This is a genomic window from Enterobacter sp. N18-03635 (assembly GCF_004006055.1).
GTDB lineage: Bacteria > Pseudomonadota > Gammaproteobacteria > Enterobacterales > Enterobacteriaceae > Enterobacter > Enterobacter vonholyi.
Genome location: NZ_CP034769.1, coordinates 2,915,591 through 2,936,207 on the forward strand (window position 1 = coordinate 2,915,591; position 20,617 = coordinate 2,936,207).

The following is a 20,617-nucleotide window of genomic DNA, read 5'->3' on the forward strand; positions in this document are numbered from 1 at the left end:
ATAATAAAAACCAGCATCTTATGCTTTTATGGAATATCAGCTCACGAGCTGGAGTTCACGGTTCTCAAGCGACGGCTTGCTGACCAGCGACATCAAAATCTCTTTTACCGCCTGCGCCTGCGGCGACAGCGAACCGCGAGCAGACATGTTCAGCGACAGCGGCAGGCTCATGGAAGGCGTGGTGATCCGCGCCATCCAGCCGTTTGCCGCGCTGCACAGCGAGCGGGCTGCGGATTCCGGCAGCACGGTCACCCCCATCCCGCTGGCAATGGCCGCGGTGAGCGTGGAGATTGAGTCAATTTCACCGATGATTTTGGCCGTCAGGCGGCGCAGGGAGAACGCTTCGTCCACGCGCACGCGCACGGCGCTGTAGTCGCGCGGCAGATAGAGGTTCATCTCTGCCACGGCGGTAAGGTCTACGCTCTGACCCGGACAGTCGCGGGTGCCCACGAGGTAGAGATCTTCTTTCAGCAGCGGCTGGCTGGTGATCCCGGCGACCGGGGAGCGATCGTAAAGAACCGCCATATCTAACTGGCCGTTGAGCAGTTTTTCATTCAGTACGGAACCGCTGTTTTCGTGCAGATAGACCAGAACTTCAGGCAGCTCGGCGCGGACGGCCTGCAGCAGCGGCATGGTAATAGAGGACGCGGCCGTTCCCGGCGCCAGGCCGATAGAAACGTGCCCGCTCAGTGTCTGGCCTACGTTGTTCACCGCCAGCTGCGCCTGTTCACACTGGCGAAGAATGGTGCGCGCGTGGGTATAGAGGATTTTGCCTGCTTCCGTTGGCGTAACGCCGCGTTTGGTACGAATCAGTAGCTGCTGATCCATCTCGCCTTCCAGAGTAGCCACCTGCTGGCTCAGCGCAGGCTGCGCGATATGCAGCACTTCTGCCGCTTGAGTCAGGCTGCCGATATCGACGATTTTTACGAAGTATTTCAGTCGTCTTAAGTTCATTTTGCCCCCTGTTCGAAATGCTGTGCCGGAACCGGCTGTCGTTGTTGAACAGGTTTTGCAATATGAATGCCACTTTTACCAGGCGGTCTGAATTGGGCGCTAAGCGCCTGAAAATAAGGAAACCTAATCATGGAGGGGGGTTTTATTACCGAAACAGCAGTTTATGATCTGCCCCATTAGGGGTATACCCGCACCATGACGGTGCATTCCGCTGCCAAAAACATCACTTTGCCGATTTTGTCAGCAAACGATCAAAAGGCGTTGATCCACCCTTTGACAAGGCGAACGTTGGTCGATAATATGCGCCCCGTTCACACGATTCCTCTGTAGTTCAGTCGGTAGAACGGCGGACTGTTAATCCGTATGTCACTGGTTCGAGTCCAGTCAGAGGAGCCAAATTTGAAAAGCCTGCTTTAAAAGCAGGCTTTTTGCTTTTCTGCGTCGGGTAAAATTGTCGGGTGGCGGCTTCGCCTTACCCGCCCTACGGGACTCGTGTGTCCCCGCACTATGCCTTTACATGCCAAGCTTCACCGGCATCCCGGACCGCCGTTCCAGTTCGGCTCCTGCCCCCTCGTTTATCAGCTGCGTCCGCTGCGCGGCGGAGATGGGCAGCGGCACTTTCCGGGTCGATTCAAATTCCGCGCGGTTGCGTGATAATGGCTCGTGAACTTCCACCCAGCGGCTGCCGTCCGGCTCGGTGGTGACTTTAACCGGCCTGTCGATAAGCTGCACGCGGGTTCCTACGGGAACGTTATCGAAAAGGTATTTGATGTCGTTATTGCGCAGACGGATACAGCCCTGGCTCACCCGCAGCCCGATGCCGAAATTCGAGTTTGTGCCGTGAATGGCATACAGCCTGCCAATATAAATCGCATACAGGCCCATCGGGTTATCCGGCCCGGCGGGTACGAATGCCGGAAGCGTTTTCCCTTCTGCCGCATAGGCACGGCGCGTGTTCGGCGTCGGAGACCAGGTTGGCCCCTCCTGCTTACGCTCAACGGCCGTCACCCAGTTACGCGGAGTTTCGCGTCCGGCCTGACCGATGCCGATGGGCAGAACTTCAACGGTATTGCCGCCAGGCGGATAATAGTAGAGACGCATTTCCGCAGCATTCACGATAATGCCCTCGCGGACGGTGTCGGGCAAAATCAGCTGCTGAGGGATCGTCAGCCGGGTGCCGGATTTAGGCAAAAAAGGATCTACGCCCGGGTTCGCTTCCAGCAGATTGCTTAGCCCCTGCCCGTACTGCGCGGCAAAGGCTTCCAGAGGCAGCGTGTTACCTTCAGGAACGGTGATGATAATCGGGGTTCCCACCAGACGACTGCCTTCCGGCGGTAGGGTATAGGTTACGGCAAACGCACCGGGTATAGCGGCACACAGCGCAAGGACGAACCAGGTAAGTCGCATCATAATTTCCTGTGCTCAAAAAAGAGAAAGCCCGGGCTCAGGCAGGCTTTCTCAGTTTACGCTATTACGCTTCGGTTTTGCGCCACCTGCGCGTCAGCACTTTCTCCGCCTCGACAATAAGGAACATCACAAAACCAATCAGCAAGGTGATGACCCAGTAGCGGAACGGCAGCGCTTCGGTGCCAAACAGCATCTGCATGAACGGTGCGTAGATGATAAGAAGCTGTAGCGCCAGCAGTACGCCGCTCACGATCCAAATCCCTTTATTCGCCAGCAGGCCTTTGCTCAGCGAGAAGCCATCATTAACGCGGCAGTTAAGCATGTAGAACCACTGCGCGGTCACCAGGGTTTGCAGCAGCACGGTACGGATAAATTCCGCCGAATAGCCGCGCGGCTGTAGCCACGCTTCCAGCACGAAGGCGCTAATGGCAATCATCAGACCGACAAACACCACGCGCCAGATGGCATAGCCATCCATCACATGCAGATTCGCCTTACGCGGTGGGCGGTTCATGATGTCCTTCTCACCCGCTTCAAACGCCAGGCCAAACGACAGCGTTGCCGACGTCGCCATGTTCATCCACAGGATCAGGACCGGGGTGAGCGGGATCAGGTTCCCCGCCAGCAGCGCGATGATGATCAGCAGGGCCTGCGCGATGTTGCTCGGGATAACGAACAGAATGGTTTTTTTCAGGTTATCGTAAACCCGACGTCCCTCGTGCACCGCACTGGCAATGGTGGCAAAGTTGTCATCCGTTAACACCATGTCGGCGGCTTCCTTGGTGACTTCCGTCCCCTTAATCCCCATGGCGATACCCACATCCGCCCGCTTGAGCGCCGGGGCATCATTTACGCCATCCCCGGTCATGCCCACCACTTCCTGTTTACTTTGCAGGGCCTGCACGAGGCGGAATTTATCCTCCGGGCTGGTTCGGGCGAAAATATCGTACTGTTGCGCGGCGTCGCTCAGCTGACGATCGTCCATTGCCTCCAGCTCGCGTCCGGTGATAGCGCTTGCGGCGTTACCAATCCCCAACATTTGCCCGATGCTCATGGCCGTTTGCGGGTGGTCGCCGGTGATCATTTTCACGCGGATCCCGGCCTGCAGACAGTCGGCAATCGCGGTAATGGCCTCCGGACGCGGCGGATCCATCATTCCTGCAATACCCAGCAGGATCACGCCATCATGGAGGTCCGGGTGATCCAGCTCGCGCTGTCCCTCGCGGGCAGGTTTCCAGGCCGCAGCCACCATACGCAACCCTTCCCGGGCATACTCTTCAATCTTTCCTTCCCAGTAAGGCTGATCGAAAGGCTGCAGTCCGTCATTCGTCTGCTGGTACTGGCAGAGGCGGAACAGGACGTCCGGCGCGCCGGTGATTAAAATCGCCTCTTCTTCGCCCAGCCGGTACAGGGTGGACATGTATTTATACTGCGAATCAAACGGGATTTTGCTGCGCATTTCGGTATCAAGCGGTGGAAGCGAAATTTTCGCCGCCAGCACCTTCAGCGCGCCCTCGGTCGGACCGCCGGTGATTTTCCACAGCCCCTGCTCGTCTTTTATCAGCTGGCTGTCATTGCAGAGGTCGATTGTACGCAGGTAGCGTTCCAGCAGGGAACCCTGCGTCACGCTGACGGGCGTCGGGTCATCTACGGGGTGAATATTCCCCACCGGTTCGTAGCTGTCGCCCTCCACGCGATAGGTCGTGTCAGCGGTAATCACCGCTTTGACCGTCATTTCATTCATCGTCAGGGTGCCGGTTTTATCCGAGCAGATGACCGTCATTGCACCCAGCGTTTCCACCGTGGGCAACTTGCGAATAATGGCCTTGCGGCGCGCCATAGCCTGTACGCCAAGCGAAAGGATGATGGAAATGATGGCCGGCAGGCCTTCCGGCACGGCGGCAACGGCGAGGCTGATAAGCGACAGCACCAGTTCAGAAACCGGCATATCCCGGAACAGGAGGCTAAAGACGAACAGCGCCACCATCATCACCAGGATAGTAATGAAGATGGTTTTACCGAGCTTATCCATTTGCACCATCAGCGGCGTGCGGTGCTTTTCAATGTCGGACATCATCTGATTGATATGGCCAAGCTCGGTCTCGCCCCCGGTTGCCACCACCACGCCTTTACCGCCGCCGGAGCTAACGGTGGTGCCTGAGTAGAGCAGATTATACCGGTCACCTAACGGCAGTTCCCCGCTTAACGCATCGCTGTTTTTCTCAACAACGGTGGATTCGCCGGTCAGGATGGCCTCCTCCACGCGAAGGTTATGCGCTTCAATGACGCGCAGGTCCGCAGGGATACGATCCCCGGCACGGATCACCACGATATCTCCCGGCACCAGCGCCGTGGTGGGGATCGTTTCATGATTCCCCTGTCGTACCACCACGGCTTCGCTGGAGAGCATATTGCGAATACTCTGCAACGATTTTTCAGCATTGCTCTCCTGGATATGGCCAATCAGCGCGTTAATGATGGCAACCCCAAGGATCACAAACATGTCTACCCAGTGGCCCATAAAGAGCTTAAGCAACGCGGCCACCAGCAGAACGTAAATCAATACATCGTTAAAATGCGCCAGGAAGCGCAGCCAGGCGGGTTTGCCCTTTTTTTGCGGCAACGCATTCTCACCATGCTGCTGAAGTCGGGCTGATGCCTCAGTGCCGCTAAGTCCTTCCAGAGTGGAGTGGATATTCGACAGGGTTTCGTCAACGGTTTGTTGATAATACGGACGTTCAGGTTTTCCTGTTTTCATCGTTCCTTCCTCAGGTTCTATTCAGAAATCACCTTGCTTTCATGTAATTAACGAATAACGAAAACAGGAACATGGGCGTAACGGACAATACTTGCCGCCTCCGAACCTAACAAATGGGTTTGAATATTGGGATTTCGAGAGCCGACAATAATCGCGCCAGCAGCAAGTTCATCCGCCAGCTTAATAACCTCATCACGAACATTTCCGCTACGAACATGGAGATGGACACGATCTTCCGGCAGATTCAATTTTTTGACCAGGTCAGACAGTTTTTCTTTCGAATTATTAATCATATATTCATCCATCTTGCGCGCATCTGAAATAAAACCGCGCGTCAGTTCGGCTGAAAATTTGGGCATGACGTGCAGCAAATGAATGTCACCCGATGCGCTTTGCGCCAGAAAATGTGCATGCTGCAACGCTTTATCCGCCAGGCTTGTCTCGTAGACATCCACCGGAACGAGAATGTTTTTATACATATCGAGCATCCTTTTTATAACCAACACGAGAGTGAATGAAGCAAAAAAACGCATTAAATGCAGGGGGTTGCCCTTAATGCCAGTTACGGTAAAAAGAGATGGATGATATTAAACGTAGCACAGGAATATCAGGTTTAGCGCTTGCCCACTGATAATGGTTATTTAACATTTATCTTTTCGCAGACTATGCTCATAGTCAGCCACCGCTTCCGGCTCATGGAGGAATTTATGTATGGTTTAAGCCTGATCCGCCTGGGTATGTTTATCGCGCTTGCTATTATCGCCAGCACGGCGATTGGTTTATTTACCTATATGGTCGTCACTGTTCTGGCTGAATAGTGTCACCCCTGTCCAGGTTATGGAATAAATAAAACAGTTATTTATTAGGGGAATACAGTGAACCGCTACCTCTCTCTTTTACCGTTCGTTTTGTTAACGCTCACGGCGTGCGACCCGAAACCCAAGCAAGCGTCCCCCCTGCCCAGGATGGTAAAAGTGGCGGAGGTGACGGTTCCCGGTCACGCCCAGCAGCGCATTTTCCCCGCCCGCATTGAATCGGGCGATGCTACAGACCTTTCCTTCAAGCGCGCAGGCCAAATTGAAGTGCTCGATGTACGTCAGGGCGCAGCCGTTAAACAGGGACAACAGCTTGCCAGACTGAACGCCCGTGAAGCCCAGCAGCGGGTTAACGACAGACAAACGGCGGCGACGCTGGCCCAGAGGCAATTCGATCGCTTCCAGACCCTGGCGGGCCGCCAGGCGATTTCGAAAGCAGAAATGGACGTGCAGCGCGCGAACCGTGATTCAGCGAATGCGGCGCTACAAATTGCCCGAGAAGAGTTGAATCAGATGACGCTCGTCGCCCCCTTTAGCGGGACGGTGGCCAGCGTACATGTCCGAAACCATCAGGTGGTGTCAGCCGGTCAGCCCATCGCGACGTTAACCCGCACCGACCTGCTGGACGTTGTGTTTAGTATTCCTGAGAACCTGTTTAAGACCTTTGATATCCGCAACGCGCAGTATCGCCCCGTGGTGAGAATTAACGCCATTCCGGATCGGGAATTTACCGCCGTCTACAAAGAGCACTCGGGCAGCAGCGACAGCAATACCCTGACCTGGCAGGTGATACTGACCATGCCGCGACCAGATGATTTTCCCGCCGTCGGTGGCGTAAGCGGTACGGTGACCATCAATTTAACCAACCTCCCTGCTGGCGCAGGCGCTCAGGCGCTGGTCGTACCGGTTGAGGCCGTATTTAACCCGGACAACAGCCCGCGCAATGAGCCGCACGTCTGGGTCGTGGCAGGAGAAGGCGACGCGCTCCATCTTGAAGACCGCAAGGTCAGCGTAGGTCAAGTGAGTAGCGAAGGCGTGACGATCGTCAGCGGGCTTAAAGCGGGCGAACGCGTGGTTGCCGCAGGCGTTGGGGAACTCCATGCTAACCAGCCGGTGCGTATCTGGACGCGTGAACGGGGACTGTAATGGATATTTCTCGTCAATTTATTAATAACCCCGTTCGCGTCTGGCTAACGATTCTGCTGCTGGGCATCGGGGGTATTTTCGCCCTGTTAAATATCGGCAGGCTGGAAGATCCCGCCTTTACCATCAAAACCGCAGTGGTGGTCACCCACTACCCCGGCGCATCCGCTCAGCAGGTTGAAGAAGAGGTGACGCTTCCGCTGGAGAATGCCCTTCAGCAGCTGCCTTATCTGGACAACGTGAGCTCTATCTCTTCAAACGGTCTGTCGCAAATCACCGTTAACATCGCGTCACGCTATCACTCGAACGAACTGCCGCAGATTTGGGATGAACTGCGCCGCCGCGTGGGCGACGCCTCGCGTCAGTTCCCGCCCGGCGTCGTCACGCCCTTTGTAAATGACGATTTCGGCGACGTATTCGGCTTCTTCTTCGCCATTTCCGGGGATGAATTCAGTAATCCTGAACTGTTGAGATATGCGGAACAGCTGCGCCGCGAGTTAATTCTGGTTCCCGGGGTTGCGAAGGTCGCCATCGGCGGGGCCATTAGCCAGCAGGTCAACATCGATATCTCTCTGACCAAAATGGCCGCGCGCGGCATTACGCTGAACCAGCTTTCCGCTCTGCTCAGCAGACTTAACGTCGTTTCCAGCGCCGGAGAAATCACCTCCGGCAGCGAATCCATTCGTCTGCACCCGACCGGTGAATTCGAGAATCTTGATGAACTGGCTGATCTCATCATCACGCCTTCCGGCACCGGGGCGGCGACGCGTCTGCGGGACATCGCCACGCTGTCGCGCGGGCTAAACGAATCGCCGGCCAGTATCTACCATGCCAACGGCAAAAAAGCCGTCACCATGGGCGTCTCGTTTATTCCCGGCGTGAATGTGATCGACGTCGGCCACGCGCTGGAGGCGAAGCTAAACCAGATGTCGGCGGAAAAACCGGCAGGCATACAGATAGCCCTGTTTTACGATCAGGCAGCCGAAGTGGGCCACTCTGTTAACGGTTTTATTATTAACTTTCTGATGGCGCTGGCGATCGTCATCGGCGTGCTGCTGATCTTTATGGGGGTGCGCAGCGGGATAATCATCGCGGTTTCTCTGGCCCTTAACGTGCTGGGTACGCTGCTGATTATGTATCTGTGTGGCATTGAGCTGCAGCGGATCTCGCTCGGGGCGCTGATTATTGCCCTCAGCATGCTGGTGGATAACGCCATCGTGATTGTCGAAGGGGTGTTGGTTGCCCGGCAGCAGGGCTCACCGCTGTTAACCGCCGTTAATAATATCATCCGCCGCTCCGCCCTGCCGCTGCTGGGGGCGACGGTGATCGCCATCCTGGCGTTTGCGCCTATCGGGCTGTCGCAGGATTCCACCGGGGAATACTGTAAATCCCTTTTCCAGGTGCTGCTGATTTCCCTGATGCTGAGCTGGTTCTCGGCGCTCACCCTCACCCCGGTGCTGATTAAGTGGTGGTTGTTTAAAAACGACAGCGCGCCGGACAACGCCGACGAGTCAGATCCTTACGACAAACGTCTCTACCGCCTCTACCAGCGCCTGCTTAACACGCTGCTGCACCATAAGGCACCGACGCTGGTAGTGATGGCCGCCCTGCTGGCCGCGTCTGTCTGGGGGTTTGGCGCGGTGCGGCAAAACTTTTTCCCGTCGTCCAACACGCCGATTTTCTTTGTCGACCTGTGGTTACCCTACGGGACCGATATCAAATGGACCGAGAAAATGACCGGTGATATTGAGAAAACCATCACGGGCCAGCCCGGCGTGGAAACCACCGTCTCTACCATCGGTCAGGGGAGCATGCGCTTTATTCTGACCTACAGCGGACAGCGGCAGTACAGCAACTACGCGCAGATCATGGTGCGCATGGATGACCAGCGCAACATCGCCGCTCTGACGCGCTACGTGGATGAGTACATCGCGCGAAACTATCCGCAGGTCAACGCCAGCACCAAACGGGTGATGTTTGGCCCCTCCGGCGACAGCGCCATTGAAGTGCGTATTAAAGGCCCGGATCCTGACAGGCTGCGCCTGATTGCCAGCCAGGTGGACGATATTCTGGCGCGCGACCCGGCCACGGGCAGCGTCCGAAACGACTGGCAAAACCGCAGCAAAGTGATACGTCCGCAGTACGTCGCCGCGCTGGGACGCGAGCTTGGCGTGGATAAGCAGGACGTCGACAACGCGCTGGAAATGAATTTCTCCGGCAGCCGGGCGGGGTTGTATCGGGAAGGCAGCGACCTGCTGCCCGTGGTGGTGAGGCCCCCGGAAAGTGAAAGGCTGGATGCCAGCCACCTGAACAACGTGCTGGTGTGGAGCCAGGCGCGGCAGCAGTATATCCCGCTGAGTAACGTCGTCAGCAGCTTCTCGCTGGAGTGGGAAGATCCGCTCATCCTTCGACGCGACCGCTCGCGGGTACTGACGGTTCAGACGGACCCGGACCCGCTTAGCCAGCAAACCTCCGGCGATATTCTCGCCCGCGTCAAGCCGCAAGTGGATGCCCTTACCCTGCCACACGGCTACAGCATCGAGTGGGGAGGCGATGCGGAAAACTCCAGCGAAGCGCAGCAAGGACTATTCACAACGCTGCCCCTCGGGTATCTGGTGATGTTTGTCATTACGGTGCTGATGTTCAGCTCTGTAAAAAATGCCGTCGCAATCTGGCTGACCGTACCGCTTGCGCTGATTGGCGTCACGCCAGGATTTTTAATTACCGGCATTCCCTTTGGCTTTATGGCGCTGATAGGTCTGCTGAGCCTGAGCGGAATGCTCATCCGCAACGGCATCGTGCTGGTGGAAGAGATTGAACAGCAGAAAATGCAAAAGGATCAGCACAGCGCGATCGTTTATGCCGCCACCTCGCGCCTGCGCCCTATCCTGCTCACCGCGTTCACTACCGTACTTGGCCTGGCTCCGCTGCTGCTGGACGTTTTCTTCCAGAGCATGGCCGTTGTGATTATGTTTGGACTGGGGTTTGCTACAATCCTGACGCTGCTGGTACTCCCCGTGATCTACGCGTGTTTCCATCGTAAGGACGAAGCCAAACAACAATGAATGCGACAGGGCTGAACATTATCAAGACGCTGGGCTGTATGACGGCGGTGACCTTCTTTACCATCTACAACACCTGGGATCATTATGATTATGACTATCACTGGATCCTGGGGTTTTTAACCTTTATCTCGACCATCGCCACGCCGCTGTTTTTTGTGGTGTCGGGCTATCTCGACGGACAATCCCGGCACGGCACGCGCTGGCAGCTGGGTAAAATTAAAAGCCTGGTGATTGTTTTTCTGTTCTGGATAACGATCTACTACCTGTGGGAGCCTTATCAGCGCGGGTATTTAATCCAGCCCTGGTTCGTGTTCGCCTTTGTCGTAATTTACACCTTCCACCCGGTGGTGGAGTGGCTTAGCCAGCGGAGATCGCTGCTCAGCGGCACGATTGCTGCCCTGCTGTTCTTTTCTTACGGCTACGATCTGTTATCGGCGCTTTATCCTGAACCGCACGTCCTTTCTCTTTCACCGCAGTATCGGCTGTGGACGTGGCTGCTATTTTATCTGACGGGGCAACTTTTCTGCGACCCTAAAATCGCCGAGTGGATAAGCCGCAAAAATGTAGTCAGGGCGGCGGTTATCGCCATCCCGTTTATCTATCTTTTCACCTGGTTTTACGAGCGCCACTTCTTTTTTGCCCTGTTTAAGGCCGACAGAAACGCCTTTATTCTCACCGGCTCGCAGATCTACATCCTGATTATTGCCCTGGTGATTGCGGCGAACGGCGTGCGCTTTCGCCGCAATGCTGAATTCAAGGAGTCCATTCTGGCCGCCATCAGCAAAACGATGACCGGCGTATATATTGTGCACTACTCGGTGTTTCATCTGCTGACGGCGCTGATACCGGTGACCTCTCTCGGAATGAAGCTGGCGCTGATTGTGCTTACGTTCGTCACCTCTGTTCTCTTTTCCATGCTGGTATTGTCTAACGCCGTGGCAAAAAAGGTGATCACCCTTTAAAAGCCTAAGCGCAGCCAGGCAAAAAGCACGTTGCCGTTGTTATAGGTTCCAGGAATATAGGTGAACTGGACGGTAACGCGCTTGTAGCCGGCAGAGAACAGCGGGAAAATGAACGGTAGCGGTACATAGTTTGCAAAATCATCTCGCGCCGTGATGCCCGCTGCAGCACCGAGCCCAAGGCGGAAATCTTTGGCATTATCCAGATACCAGCCCTTCTCCCAGCCATAGCCCATCGCGGGCTGCCATTCGTTGTGCGAGTCCTTGAACATCATCGCGAAAAGCGCGCTCCAGTTGCCCTCTTCGTTATAGCGGGAAACGCCCAGGCCGCCGCCCCACGGCATTTCGTTGTACTTATCGGTTTTTTCTTTGTCGTACATAAAGCGAGCGTGCCAGCTCAGAAACGGCAGGTACAGATCGTAACGCTGAGGTTGCTCCCAGGTTTGCGAAATATCGTCAGTGAGCGCGTTCCACCAGCCGCTGATACGCTGTTCACCATAGACGTTGGGCTCCGCATGAAGCGGTGCGACGAATAAAAACAGAATCATCCAGAATGCCGAAAAGGTGCGTTGCATCATTATTCCCTCAGCTTAACTCACGCGGCGGTCACTATTACTGTAAACCATTCAGCCTGTAACGGAGCCAGAAGACACAATTATCTCGCTGCAGGCGAAGATGAAATTTATTTATTCAGCACCTTCAGGAAAGATAAAAACGTTTTCTCGGGCGTTTTGTCGCGGTAGTCTCATAGGTTCCGTTTATATGACGGCGCAATGTGAGTGACCTTTTCTTATACCAATAATTAAAAATTAGTACGGACAGGACAACTATGGACTCCACCCTCATCTCCGATCGTCCCAACGAGGAGACCCCTTCGCTCAATCGTGCCCGCCGCGCCGCACTCGGCAGCTTCGCGGGTGCCGTCGTCGACTGGTATGATTTTCTACTTTACGGCATTACCGCCGCGCTGGTGTTTAACCGCGAATTCTTCCCCCAGGTCAGCCCTGCGATGGGCACGCTCGCCGCGTTTGCTACCTTCGGCGTTGGCTTTCTGTTTCGCCCGCTGGGGGGTGTGATCTTCGGCCACTTCGGCGACCGTCTCGGCCGCAAGCGCATGCTGATGCTCACCGTCTGGATGATGGGGATCGCCACCGCGCTGATTGGCATTCTCCCTTCGTTTTCCGCCATTGGCTGGTGGGCACCGGTGCTGCTGGTGACATTACGCGCTATTCAGGGCTTTGCCGTGGGCGGCGAATGGGGCGGCGCGGCGCTGCTATCCGTTGAGAGCGCGCCAAAAAATAAGAAAGCGTTTTACAGCAGCGGCGTGCAGGTCGGGTACGGCGTAGGGCTGTTGCTTTCCACAGGGCTGGTATCGTTAATCAGCCAGCTCACCACCGACGAGCAGTTCCTGAGCTGGGGCTGGCGCATTCCGTTCATCTTCAGCATCGTGCTGGTCATTGCCGCGCTGTGGATCCGTAACGGAATGGAGGAGTCGGAAGAGTTCGAAAAGCAGCAGGAAAAACCGGCCGCTAACAAAAGACTTCCTGTCATGGAAGCCCTTGTCCGGCACCCTGGCGCTTTTCTGAAAATTATCGCCCTGCGCCTGTGCGAGCTGCTGACGATGTATATCGTCACCGCCTTTGCCCTGAACTACTCGACGCAGAATCTCGGCCTGCCCCGTGAACTGTTCCTGAATATTGGCCTGCTGGTCGGCGGGATCAGCTGCCTGACTATCCCCTGCTTCGCCTGGCTGGCTGACCGGTTTGGTCGCCGTCGCGTTTACATCACCGGCGCGCTGATTGGAACCCTCAGCGCCTGGCCGTTCTTTATGGCGCTGGAGGCGCAGTCTGTTTTCTGGATTGTTTTCTTTGCCATCATGCTCGCTAACATCGCTCACGATATGGTGGTCTGCGTGCAGCAGCCGATGTTTACCGAGCTGTTCGGCGCCAGCTACCGCTACAGCGGCGCGGGCGTGGGCTACCAGGTCGCAAGCGTGGTTGGCGGCGGGTTTACGCCGTTTATTGCCGCTGCGCTGGTGACCTTCTCCGGCGGCAACTGGCACAGCGTGGCGATTTATCTTCTGGCCGGTTGCCTGCTGTCGGCGGCAACGGCGCTGCTGATGAAAGAGACGAGCCACCGCTGATCTCACTTTTGTTTCACAGGCGTGTGACATACTATCGGGTAGAGTCGCACACCTGTGGAACAAGGAGACAGAGATGAATAATAAGGGCTCCAGCCTGACCCCGGCTCAGGCGCTGGAAAAACTCGACGCGCTGTATGAACAGTCCGTCAACGCGCTGCGCAGCGCCATCAGCGAATATATCGAAACAGGGAAACTCCCCGACCAAAAGGCCAGAACCGAGGGCCTTTTTGTTTATCCATCGCTCTCTGTGACCTGGGACGGCAGCGCCAGCAGTAATCCCAAAACCCGCGCCTACGCCCGTTTTACCCACTCCGGCTGCTACAGCACCACCGTCACCCGCCCTGCGCTGTTCCGCCCGTATCTTGAAGAACAGCTTACGCTGTTGTATCAGGATTACGGCGCGCACATTTCCGTTGAGCCCTCGCAGCATGAGATCCCTTATCCGTATGTGATTGACGGTTCGGCGTTAACCCTTGACCGCTCCATGAGCGCGGGGCTGACCCGCCACTTCCCGACCACCGAGCTTTCGCAGATTGGCGATGAGACGGCAGACGGGATTTATCACCCGGCCGAATTTTCTCCTCTGTCGCACTTTGACGCCCGCCGGGTCGATTTCTCCCTGGCGCGCCTGCGCCACTACACCGGTACGCCAGTCGAACATTTCCAGCCGTTCGTGCTCTTTACCAACTACACTCGCTACGTTGATGAGTTTGTCCGCTGGGGCTGCAGCCAGATCCTCGACCCCGAAAGCCCGTATATCGCGCTCTCCTGCGCGGGCGGGATCTGGATCACCGCGGAGACCGAAGCGCCCGAGCAGGCTATCTCCGATCTGGCGTGGAAAAAACACCAGATGCCCGCCTGGCACCTGATCACCGCCGACGGTCAGGGCATTACGCTGATCAACATCGGCGTCGGCCCGTCAAACGCCAAAACCATCTGTGACCATCTGGCGGTACTGCGCCCCGACGTATGGCTGATGATTGGCCACTGCGGCGGCCTGCGCGAAAGCCAGCTGATTGGCGACTACGTGCTCGCCCACGCCTATCTGCGTGATGACCACGTGCTTGATGCCGTGCTGCCGCCGGATATCCCAATCCCGAGCATCGCCGAAGTGCAGCGCGCGCTGTACGACGCCACCAAAGAGGTGAGCGGCATGCCGGGTGAAGAGGTCAAACAGCGCCTGCGCACCGGTACGGTCGTCACGACGGATGACCGCAACTGGGAGCTGCGTTACTCAGCCTCCGCGCTGCGCTTCAACCTGAGCCGCGCGGTGGCGATCGATATGGAGAGCGCCACCATCGCCGCGCAGGGATATCGCTTCCGCGTTCCGTACGGCACGCTGCTGTGCGTCTCCGATAAGCCGCTGCACGGCGAAATTAAGCTGCCCGGCCAGGCCAACCGTTTCTATGAAGGGGCTATCTCAGAGCATCTGCAAATCGGCATTCGCGCCATCGACCTGCTTCGGGCGGAAGGTGACAGACTGCATTCGCGCAAGCTGCGCACCTTCAACGAGCCGCCGTTCCGCTAATAACGATAAGGAAAAACAATGTCCAGCACATCACCGCTCTCTGCCCTGCGCCACTGGCTTGAGGCCAGCCATCTCGACGGGATGATCGTCCCGCGCGCGGATGCATGGCAGAGCGAATACTGCGCGCCGTACGACGAAAAGCTGGCCTGGCTGACGGGCTTTGACGGCTCTGCCGGCGTCGCGCTGGTACTGAAGGATAAAGCGCTGCTGTTCGTTGACGGGCGCTATCAGGTCCAGGCCCGCGTTCAGGTGAATCTGGACGAGATTGAAATTCACCACCTGCACAACGAGCCGCTGGCAGACTGGCTGACGGCAAACGTCGAGGCGGGCACTCGCATCGGTTTTGACCCAATGCTGATGACGAATACCGAGTTTACGCAGCTGTCTGCCACACAGTGCGCGCTCGTGCCGCTGAACGCGTCACCGTTTGACGCCTTATGGACCGATCGCCCTGCCGCACCGGCGGGGCTTATCCGTGAAATGCCGGTTGCGATAAGCGGTGAAAGCAGCGAAGACAAACGTCAGCGCGTTGCCGCCGTACTGGCTGCAAACCATGCCGATTATCTCGCCGTTACCCTGCCGGATAATATCGCCTGGCTGTTAAACGTGCGTGGCGCGGATATACCATACAGCCCGGTACCGCTCTCCTTTGCCCTTCTTGGACGTGACGGTCACGTTGAGTGGTTTGTTAACGACAACAAGCTCGGCGCCCTGCCTGAATACGTCCGCAGTGCGTTCACCATTGCGCCACAGAAGGCCTTTGTCGAACGCTGCCAGCAGATTGCTGAAGGCAAACGGGTGATGGTGGATGCCGATTCCGCGCCGGTTGCCCTGCGCTTCGCCATTGAACCACGGGGGGAGATTGTCTGGCGGACCGACCCCATCACCCTGATGAAAGCCACTAAAAACCCGGTAGAACTGGCAGGCTATCGCGATTGTCATTACCAGGACGGTGCCGCGTGGGTCAACTTCCTCGCCTGGCTGAGCCGCGAAGTGCCGCTTCGCGAGGCGGCAGGAAATCCGCTAACAGAGCTGGAAGTCCAGGCGCAGCAGCTGGCGTTCCGCAAACAGCAGCCGGGGTTTATCGAGCAGAGTTTTGCGACCATCTCCGCGTCTTCGAGCAATGCGGCGATGTGCCACTATCATTCGAGCGAGGCCAGCAATAAGCCTATCGGCCATGACCATTTTTACCTGAACGATTCCGGCGGTCAGTACGCTAATGGCACCACTGACGCCACGCGCACGCTGGCATGGGGTAAAGTCGCCCCGGAGCAGCGCCTGCACTACACCGCCGTGCTGAGAGGCTTCCTGTCGCTGATTACCCTGCAGTTCCCTTCCGGGACTCAGGGACATCAGCTGGATGCGTTTGCGCGTCGCCCGCTGTGGGAGATGGGGCTGGATTACGATCACGGTACGGGGCACGGCGTGGGGCACCAGCTGCTGATCCATGAGAACCCGCATCGCATCGCCAAAAAGGTCAACCCGTGGCCGCTGGTGGCGGGAAATATCATGACTATCGAGCCGGGCTACTATCTGGGCGATAGCCACGGTATCCGTATTGAAAACCAGGTGGAGATTGTGGAGAGCCGCCCGGGATTCTGCAGGTTTGAATCTCTGACGCTGATCCCTATTGATTTAAGCCAGGTCGAGCTGGGACTGTTGAGCGAGCAGGAAAAGCAGTGGCTGGATGCGTATCACCAGCAGGTCCGTGAGACGCTGTCACCGCTGGTGAACAGCGATGCGCGTCCGTGGCTAGTAGAGGCGACGGCGCCGGTTCGCGTCAAACAGTAGTTCGGTTTGTTGCCCGGTGGCGCTGCGCTTGCCGGGCCTACAGTCCCGTAGGTCGGGTAAGGCGAAGCCGCCACCCGACAATTTTATCCGGCGCAGAAAAGCAAAAAGCCTGCTTTAAAAGCAGGCTTTTCAAATTTGGCTCCTCTGACTGGACTCGAACCAGTGACATACGGATTAACAGTCCGCCGTTCTACCGACTGAACTACAGAGGAATCGTGTGAACGGGGCGCATATTATCGATGCTCCCCCGGGATGTCAAAGGCAGAATGCATATTTCCGATCGTTTGCCGAATTATTCTCCACTTCGCGCAATTGTCAGGCATTTTTTCGCGGATATTTCCACAGCCAGCGCCCGCTGACCATCCGCCAGTAGAACAGCGCCCCACGTACGGCCCAGTCGAGGAACATCCCCAGCCAGACGCCGACCACTCCCCATCCGAGCATAACCCCGAGCGTATACCCCGCCACAACGCGACATCCCCACATGCCGAGCATCGAAACCCACATCGCAAAGCGGGCATCGCGCGCCCCCTTCAGCCCGGCGGGCAATACCCATGAGGCCGCCCAGATGGGCATAAAGGCCGCGTTGAGCCAGATGAGGATCTTAACGACCTCTTTAACGTCGTCTTCGTGGGTATAAAACGAGGCCATCAGCCCGGCAAAGGGCGCAGTTCCCCAGGCGATCAGCGTCAGTCCAATGGTCGACAGCCAGAAAACATGCCGCAGCTGCCGCTCCGCCTGGCCTATCTGCCCTTTCCCGAGCCGTTTACCGGTGATGATGGTCGATGCCGACCCCAGCGCGTTACCCGGCAGGTTAATCAGCGAGGCGATAGAAAAAGCGATAAAGTTACCGGCTATCACGTCGGTGCCCATCCCGGCGACAAACATCTGCGTCAGCAATTTCCCGCCGTTAAACAGCACAGATTCAATGCTTGCGGGAATGCCGATCCCCATCACTTCCCAGATAATGGCGAAATTAAAGGGGCGGAAATAGCTTTTCAGCGTGAGGCGCAGCGAGGGGGTGATCCCCGCCATCAGTACCCCGATGATGGCTGCCGCACCGATATAGCGTGAAATGGTTAAACCCAGTCCGGCACCGACGAAGCCCAGCCCGTCCCACGAGAACACGCCGTAGATCAGCACGCTGCTGATAATGATATTGAGGATATTCATCCCGCCGTTGATCAGTAGCGGAATTTTGGTGTTGCCCGCCCCGCGCAGCGCGCCGCTGCCAATAAGGGCAATGGCCGCTGCCGGATAGCTTATGACGGTCATCTCCAGGTAGGTCAGCGCCAGGTCTTTAACCTCGTTCGTGGCCTCCCCGGCGACAAAGTCGATAATCTCTTTACCAAAATAGTGGATCACCGCCGCCAGGACGATCGAAAAAATGGTCATGATCATCAGCGACTGGCGGGCCGCCTCGCGTGCACGTTTGGGATCCAGCTTGCCGAGGCTAAAGGCCACCACCACCGTCGTCCCGAGGTCTATGGCGGCAAAGAACGAGATCACCACCATGTTAAAGCTGTCCGCCAGCCCAACCCCAGCCATCGCCTCTTTACCCAGCCAGCTCACCAGAAAGGTGCTCAGAACCCCCATCAGCAGAACACAGGTATTTTCCAGGAAGATAGGCACAGCAAGAGGGGTGATTTCACGCCAGAACAGGACACGATAGCTTTTACGTTTTGCATACCATGGCGTGCGCGTTATCGCCTGGCGTAAGGAGGCAGTGACGTTCAAAATGGACCTTAGCGAGAAAAGTTGAAACTCCATTTCAAATGATGGGGGACAAATGCTAATCCTGCAAAGTATTTTCCAGAAAAAGATGTGTGGATTTACAACAAACTGACGACAGAATCAGCAATCGGTCGATTTTCCCTAAGATCAGGTTTGACAAAACTTTTTTCGCCGCTAAGATAAGCCTCCACAACGATTCCTCTGTAGTTCAGTCGGTAGAACGGCGGACTGTTAATCCGTATGTCACTGGTTCGAGTCCAGTCAGAGGAGCCAAATTTAAAAAGCCTGCTTTTAAAGCAGGCTTTTTGCTTTGCGGATGAGGGAAAATGAACGCTCTGTTTGTCTACGGCACGCTGCGCCCGGGCCACTCTAATGCGCATATTCTTGAGAACATCGGCGGCGAATGGCTGGCCGGTTCCGTATCCGGCACGTTTTACGAACGCGGCTGGGGTGCTGCGGCGGACTTCCCGGGGATCGTGCTCCACCCTGATGGTCCCCGCGTCGAAGGCTATCTGTTTATCTCTGATAACCTTGCCGCACACTGGCAAATGCTGGATGAATTTGAAGACGGCTATGACCGGATTGAGGTCGCAGTGACCACCTCTGAAGGCAAGCAGGTTCAGGCCTGGATTTATCAGCTGCAGCCGCGTTCTGAGTCATAAAAAAAGGCTCTCTGTCACCAGAGAGCCTTTTTCACAATCCGCTGCGATTACTCGCTTTTTGCTTCGCCGTTTTTGATTTCGCCCATCACTTTCAGCTTCTTGGAGATGTCGCGACGCTCTTTGGACAGCTCTGCGTTTTTGATGATGTAGTCATCAACGCGGTCTTCATAGTCGCTCTTCATGCTGGCGATGATGCCCTGGATAGCTTCAACGCTCATGCCTGGCTTGATGTAGTCGCTCAGGTTGTCGAGCAGCAGAACACGTTTCTGGTTGTCACGGATCTTCTTCTCAACGTCCTGGATTTCACGCTGCAGTTTGTTTTTGCGGCGGAACAGGCGGACGAATTCCAGAACATCCTGGAACGAAGGCTTGGTAGTTTCCATTTTTACACCCCTGATAATGTGAGAGTCGGATTCGTTAAGGCAACCGTTGTAACAATAACCTTACTGACAGCGGCTGCGAATGACAATGAGTATATCGTTTAAAGCTATCATAACCCCAATTGCTGCTGAATCGAAGCAGCAGCCGTCACATACGCCTTTTATTTGCGCAGCGCCCGGCAAATAAGGTGCGATAACAGCTCAAGCTGCCGCGCCAGTTCCATGCTCAGCCAGACGTAGCCATGAATAGGCGTTTCCGCCACGTTATCGCTCTGGCGTTCATTGATTAACTGCTTCAGCTCCGCGACGATCTCATTCAGTCGCTCGCTGTTGGCCAGTATCGGCTGCGGGTTGCCTTCATAAAGCGCATGGGCGATGGTCAACAGCGTTTGCTGCGTCATCTGCTGAGTCTCTTTGAGGGTCTGCGCATTAAGCATCAACAGATGGCTGGGACGCGAAGCCCAGTGGGCGTTGATTTGCAGTTCAAGCATGCAAACCAGGTTGCGGCTTACCGTCTGGATAGCTTCGAAAATCGATTTTCGAATGCGGGTTTCTTTGCTGGCGGGCGTGATCAGGCCGCGCATTTTAACCACGTCGTTAAGGATGGTTTGCAGGTGCTTTTCCAGCCGCGGGCGCTCGACCAGATTAGGGGAAAAACCGGCCTGATAAACGCGGTTAAAGGCGGTAACGTAGTTAGCCATCTGAATACGCCAGTGCAGAAAAGCGCGCTGCGGCCAGATACCGGTAAAAAGCATGGCCAGCAGTGACCCCAGGATGACATCCCCGCTTCGCCACAGCGCCGTGGTCATATCCCCGGCGGGCGCCCCGACAACCACCGCGAGAGTAATACCAATCAGCAGCGCCTGATAGGGCTTTTTGCCCAACGCCAGCCAGCCGCAGAGGAACATAGCGGCACCGCACCATGCCAGCATCACCGGAAATGAGATGAGCTCCAGCTTCAGCGCAATAAGACCCAGGGCAGAGCCTAAAACCGTCCCGCCAATTCTTTCAAAGGCGCGCGGGACCACGTTCCCCCAAAACGAGATGGGCCCCATCACCACCACCAGCGTGATGAGCGGCCACGTCCCTTCCGGAACGTCCAGCAAACGGACCAGTACAAACGTCAATACGAAAGCCAGCGCGATGCGACACCCGTGCACAACGCGGTAATATTTATACAACCGAATTTCAAAAGGAGTTAATGATTTGTCGGGACGCACACCCGCTCTCCAGCTACACGGCAAACCACAATTGTACTGTGTTTTCAGCCGGGCGGAT

General features: G+C 56.3%; 15 protein-coding genes and 3 tRNA genes. 9 read left to right on the forward strand and 9 right to left on the reverse strand.

Annotated features, from left to right (window positions below; translation table 11 throughout):
* Window positions 1–36: 36 nt before the first annotated feature.
* A complete protein-coding gene (nac, locus tag ELK40_RS14655) occupies window positions 37–954 on the reverse strand; it encodes a nitrogen assimilation transcriptional regulator NAC (protein ID WP_111966053.1) in 918 nt (305 codons plus the stop codon).
* A 320-nt stretch (window positions 955–1,274) separates the two neighbouring features.
* Between nac and ELK40_RS14660 the strand changes: the two genes are divergently transcribed.
* A tRNA-Asn gene (locus ELK40_RS14660) sits at window positions 1,275–1,350 on the forward strand.
* Window positions 1,351–1,467: 117 nt separating this feature from the next.
* On the opposite strand, the gene ldtA is transcribed toward ELK40_RS14660, so the two are convergent.
* From ldtA to ELK40_RS14675, 3 genes are all read right to left on the reverse strand, one after another.
* On the reverse strand, window positions 1,468–2,364 hold the full coding sequence (gene ldtA, locus ELK40_RS14665) for a L,D-transpeptidase (RefSeq protein ID WP_115875759.1): 897 nt from the start codon (window positions 2,362–2,364) through the stop codon (window positions 1,468–1,470).
* Window positions 2,365–2,425: 61 nt separating this feature from the next.
* On the reverse strand, window positions 2,426–5,119 hold the full coding sequence (locus tag ELK40_RS14670; protein ID WP_115875760.1) for a cation-transporting P-type ATPase: 2,694 nt from the start codon (window positions 5,117–5,119) through the stop codon (window positions 2,426–2,428).
* Between the two features lie 47 nt (window positions 5,120–5,166).
* Window positions 5,167–5,598, reverse strand: a complete 432-nt coding sequence (locus ELK40_RS14675) for a universal stress protein (protein ID WP_127731568.1) — start codon at window positions 5,596–5,598, stop codon at window positions 5,167–5,169.
* A 396-nt stretch (window positions 5,599–5,994) separates the two neighbouring features.
* On the opposite strand from ELK40_RS14675, the gene ELK40_RS14680 reads away from it, so the two are divergent.
* From ELK40_RS14680 to ELK40_RS14690, 3 genes are read left to right on the forward strand one after another with little or no spacing between them, the layout of a single operon-like run.
* The gene (locus tag ELK40_RS14680; RefSeq protein WP_164850635.1) at window positions 5,995–7,080 is read left to right on the forward strand and encodes an efflux RND transporter periplasmic adaptor subunit; all 1,086 of its coding nucleotides are present in this window, start codon (window positions 5,995–5,997) and stop codon (window positions 7,078–7,080) included.
* Window positions 7,080–10,142 (forward strand): efflux RND transporter permease subunit, encoded by a 3,063-nt coding sequence (locus ELK40_RS14685; protein ID WP_127731570.1) that lies wholly within the window; start codon window positions 7,080–7,082, stop codon window positions 10,140–10,142. Before ELK40_RS14680 ends, ELK40_RS14685 begins: the two co-directional genes overlap by 1 nt.
* Window positions 10,139–11,104 (forward strand): acyltransferase family protein, encoded by a 966-nt coding sequence (locus ELK40_RS14690; RefSeq protein WP_127731572.1) that lies wholly within the window; start codon window positions 10,139–10,141, stop codon window positions 11,102–11,104. The genes ELK40_RS14685 and ELK40_RS14690 overlap by 4 nt, the downstream gene beginning before the upstream one ends.
* On the opposite strand, the gene pagP is transcribed toward ELK40_RS14690, so the two are convergent.
* Window positions 11,101–11,676 carry a lipid IV(A) palmitoyltransferase PagP gene (gene pagP, locus ELK40_RS14695; protein WP_045403108.1) on the reverse strand — a complete coding sequence of 192 codons (576 nt, stop codon included), beginning with the start codon at window positions 11,674–11,676 and terminating at the stop codon, window positions 11,101–11,103. The two genes, ELK40_RS14690 and pagP, sit on opposite strands and share 4 nt — an antisense overlap.
* Before the next feature lie 254 nt (window positions 11,677–11,930).
* Between pagP and shiA the strand changes: the two genes are divergently transcribed.
* The 3 genes from shiA (at window position 11,931) to ELK40_RS14710 (ending at window position 16,563) form a co-directional block, all read left to right on the forward strand.
* Entirely contained in the window at window positions 11,931–13,244 is a 1,314-nt protein-coding gene (gene shiA, locus ELK40_RS14700; RefSeq protein ID WP_127731574.1) for a shikimate transporter, read from the forward strand.
* 73 nt (window positions 13,245–13,317) lie between these two features.
* Window positions 13,318–14,772 carry an AMP nucleosidase gene (locus tag ELK40_RS14705; protein ID WP_111966061.1) on the forward strand — a complete coding sequence of 485 codons (1,455 nt, stop codon included), beginning with the start codon at window positions 13,318–13,320 and terminating at the stop codon, window positions 14,770–14,772.
* Between the two features lie 18 nt (window positions 14,773–14,790).
* Window positions 14,791–16,563, forward strand: a complete 1,773-nt coding sequence (locus ELK40_RS14710; RefSeq protein ID WP_127731576.1) for an aminopeptidase P family protein — start codon at window positions 14,791–14,793, stop codon at window positions 16,561–16,563.
* Window positions 16,564–16,699: 136 nt separating this feature from the next.
* Here the strand turns inward: ELK40_RS14710 and ELK40_RS14715 are convergent.
* Both ELK40_RS14715 and emmdR read right to left on the reverse strand, forming a co-directional pair.
* Window positions 16,700–16,775, reverse strand: a tRNA-Asn gene (locus ELK40_RS14715).
* 103 nt (window positions 16,776–16,878) lie between these two features.
* Window positions 16,879–18,333 carry a multidrug efflux MATE transporter EmmdR gene (gene emmdR / locus ELK40_RS14720; protein WP_127731578.1) on the reverse strand — a complete coding sequence of 485 codons (1,455 nt, stop codon included), beginning with the start codon at window positions 18,331–18,333 and terminating at the stop codon, window positions 16,879–16,881.
* Between the two features lie 161 nt (window positions 18,334–18,494).
* Between emmdR and ELK40_RS14725 the strand changes: the two genes are divergently transcribed.
* Both ELK40_RS14725 and ELK40_RS14730 read left to right on the forward strand, forming a co-directional pair.
* Window positions 18,495–18,570 (forward strand) — tRNA-Asn (locus ELK40_RS14725).
* A 53-nt stretch (window positions 18,571–18,623) separates the two neighbouring features.
* Window positions 18,624–18,959 carry a gamma-glutamylcyclotransferase family protein gene (locus tag ELK40_RS14730; protein WP_115875766.1) on the forward strand — a complete coding sequence of 112 codons (336 nt, stop codon included), beginning with the start codon at window positions 18,624–18,626 and terminating at the stop codon, window positions 18,957–18,959.
* Between the two features lie 47 nt (window positions 18,960–19,006).
* Here the strand turns inward: ELK40_RS14730 and ELK40_RS14735 are convergent, their stop codons facing one another.
* Both ELK40_RS14735 and ELK40_RS14740 read right to left on the reverse strand, forming a co-directional pair.
* Entirely contained in the window at window positions 19,007–19,342 is a 336-nt protein-coding gene (locus ELK40_RS14735; RefSeq protein WP_008499467.1) for a DUF496 family protein, read from the reverse strand.
* A 158-nt stretch (window positions 19,343–19,500) separates the two neighbouring features.
* Window positions 19,501–20,559 carry an FUSC family protein gene (locus ELK40_RS14740; protein WP_127731580.1) on the reverse strand — a complete coding sequence of 353 codons (1,059 nt, stop codon included), beginning with the start codon at window positions 20,557–20,559 and terminating at the stop codon, window positions 19,501–19,503.
* Between the last annotated feature and the right edge of the window lie 58 nt (window positions 20,560–20,617).

Coding starts and splice junctions, on each gene's coding strand:
- nac (WP_111966053.1), bottom strand. CDS start 954: ATGAACTTAAGACGACTGAAATACTTCGTAAAAATCGTCGATATCGGC.
- ldtA (WP_115875759.1), bottom strand. CDS start 2,364: ATGATGCGACTTACCTGGTTCGTCCTTGCGCTGTGTGCCGCTATACCC.
- ELK40_RS14670 (WP_115875760.1), bottom strand. CDS start 5,119: ATGAAAACAGGAAAACCTGAACGTCCGTATTATCAACAAACCGTTGAC.
- ELK40_RS14675 (WP_127731568.1), bottom strand. CDS start 5,598: ATGTATAAAAACATTCTCGTTCCGGTGGATGTCTACGAGACAAGCCTG.
- ELK40_RS14685 (WP_127731570.1), top strand. CDS start 7,080: ATGGATATTTCTCGTCAATTTATTAATAACCCCGTTCGCGTCTGGCTA.
- ELK40_RS14690 (WP_127731572.1), top strand. CDS start 10,139: ATGAATGCGACAGGGCTGAACATTATCAAGACGCTGGGCTGTATGACG.
- pagP (WP_045403108.1), bottom strand. CDS start 11,676: ATGCAACGCACCTTTTCGGCATTCTGGATGATTCTGTTTTTATTCGTC.
- shiA (WP_127731574.1), top strand. CDS start 11,931: ATGGACTCCACCCTCATCTCCGATCGTCCCAACGAGGAGACCCCTTCG.
- ELK40_RS14705 (WP_111966061.1), top strand. CDS start 13,318: ATGAATAATAAGGGCTCCAGCCTGACCCCGGCTCAGGCGCTGGAAAAA.
- ELK40_RS14710 (WP_127731576.1), top strand. CDS start 14,791: ATGTCCAGCACATCACCGCTCTCTGCCCTGCGCCACTGGCTTGAGGCC.
- emmdR (WP_127731578.1), bottom strand. CDS start 18,333: ATGGAGTTTCAACTTTTCTCGCTAAGGTCCATTTTGAACGTCACTGCC.
- ELK40_RS14730 (WP_115875766.1), top strand. CDS start 18,624: ATGAACGCTCTGTTTGTCTACGGCACGCTGCGCCCGGGCCACTCTAAT.
- ELK40_RS14735 (WP_008499467.1), bottom strand. CDS start 19,342: ATGGAAACTACCAAGCCTTCGTTCCAGGATGTTCTGGAATTCGTCCGC.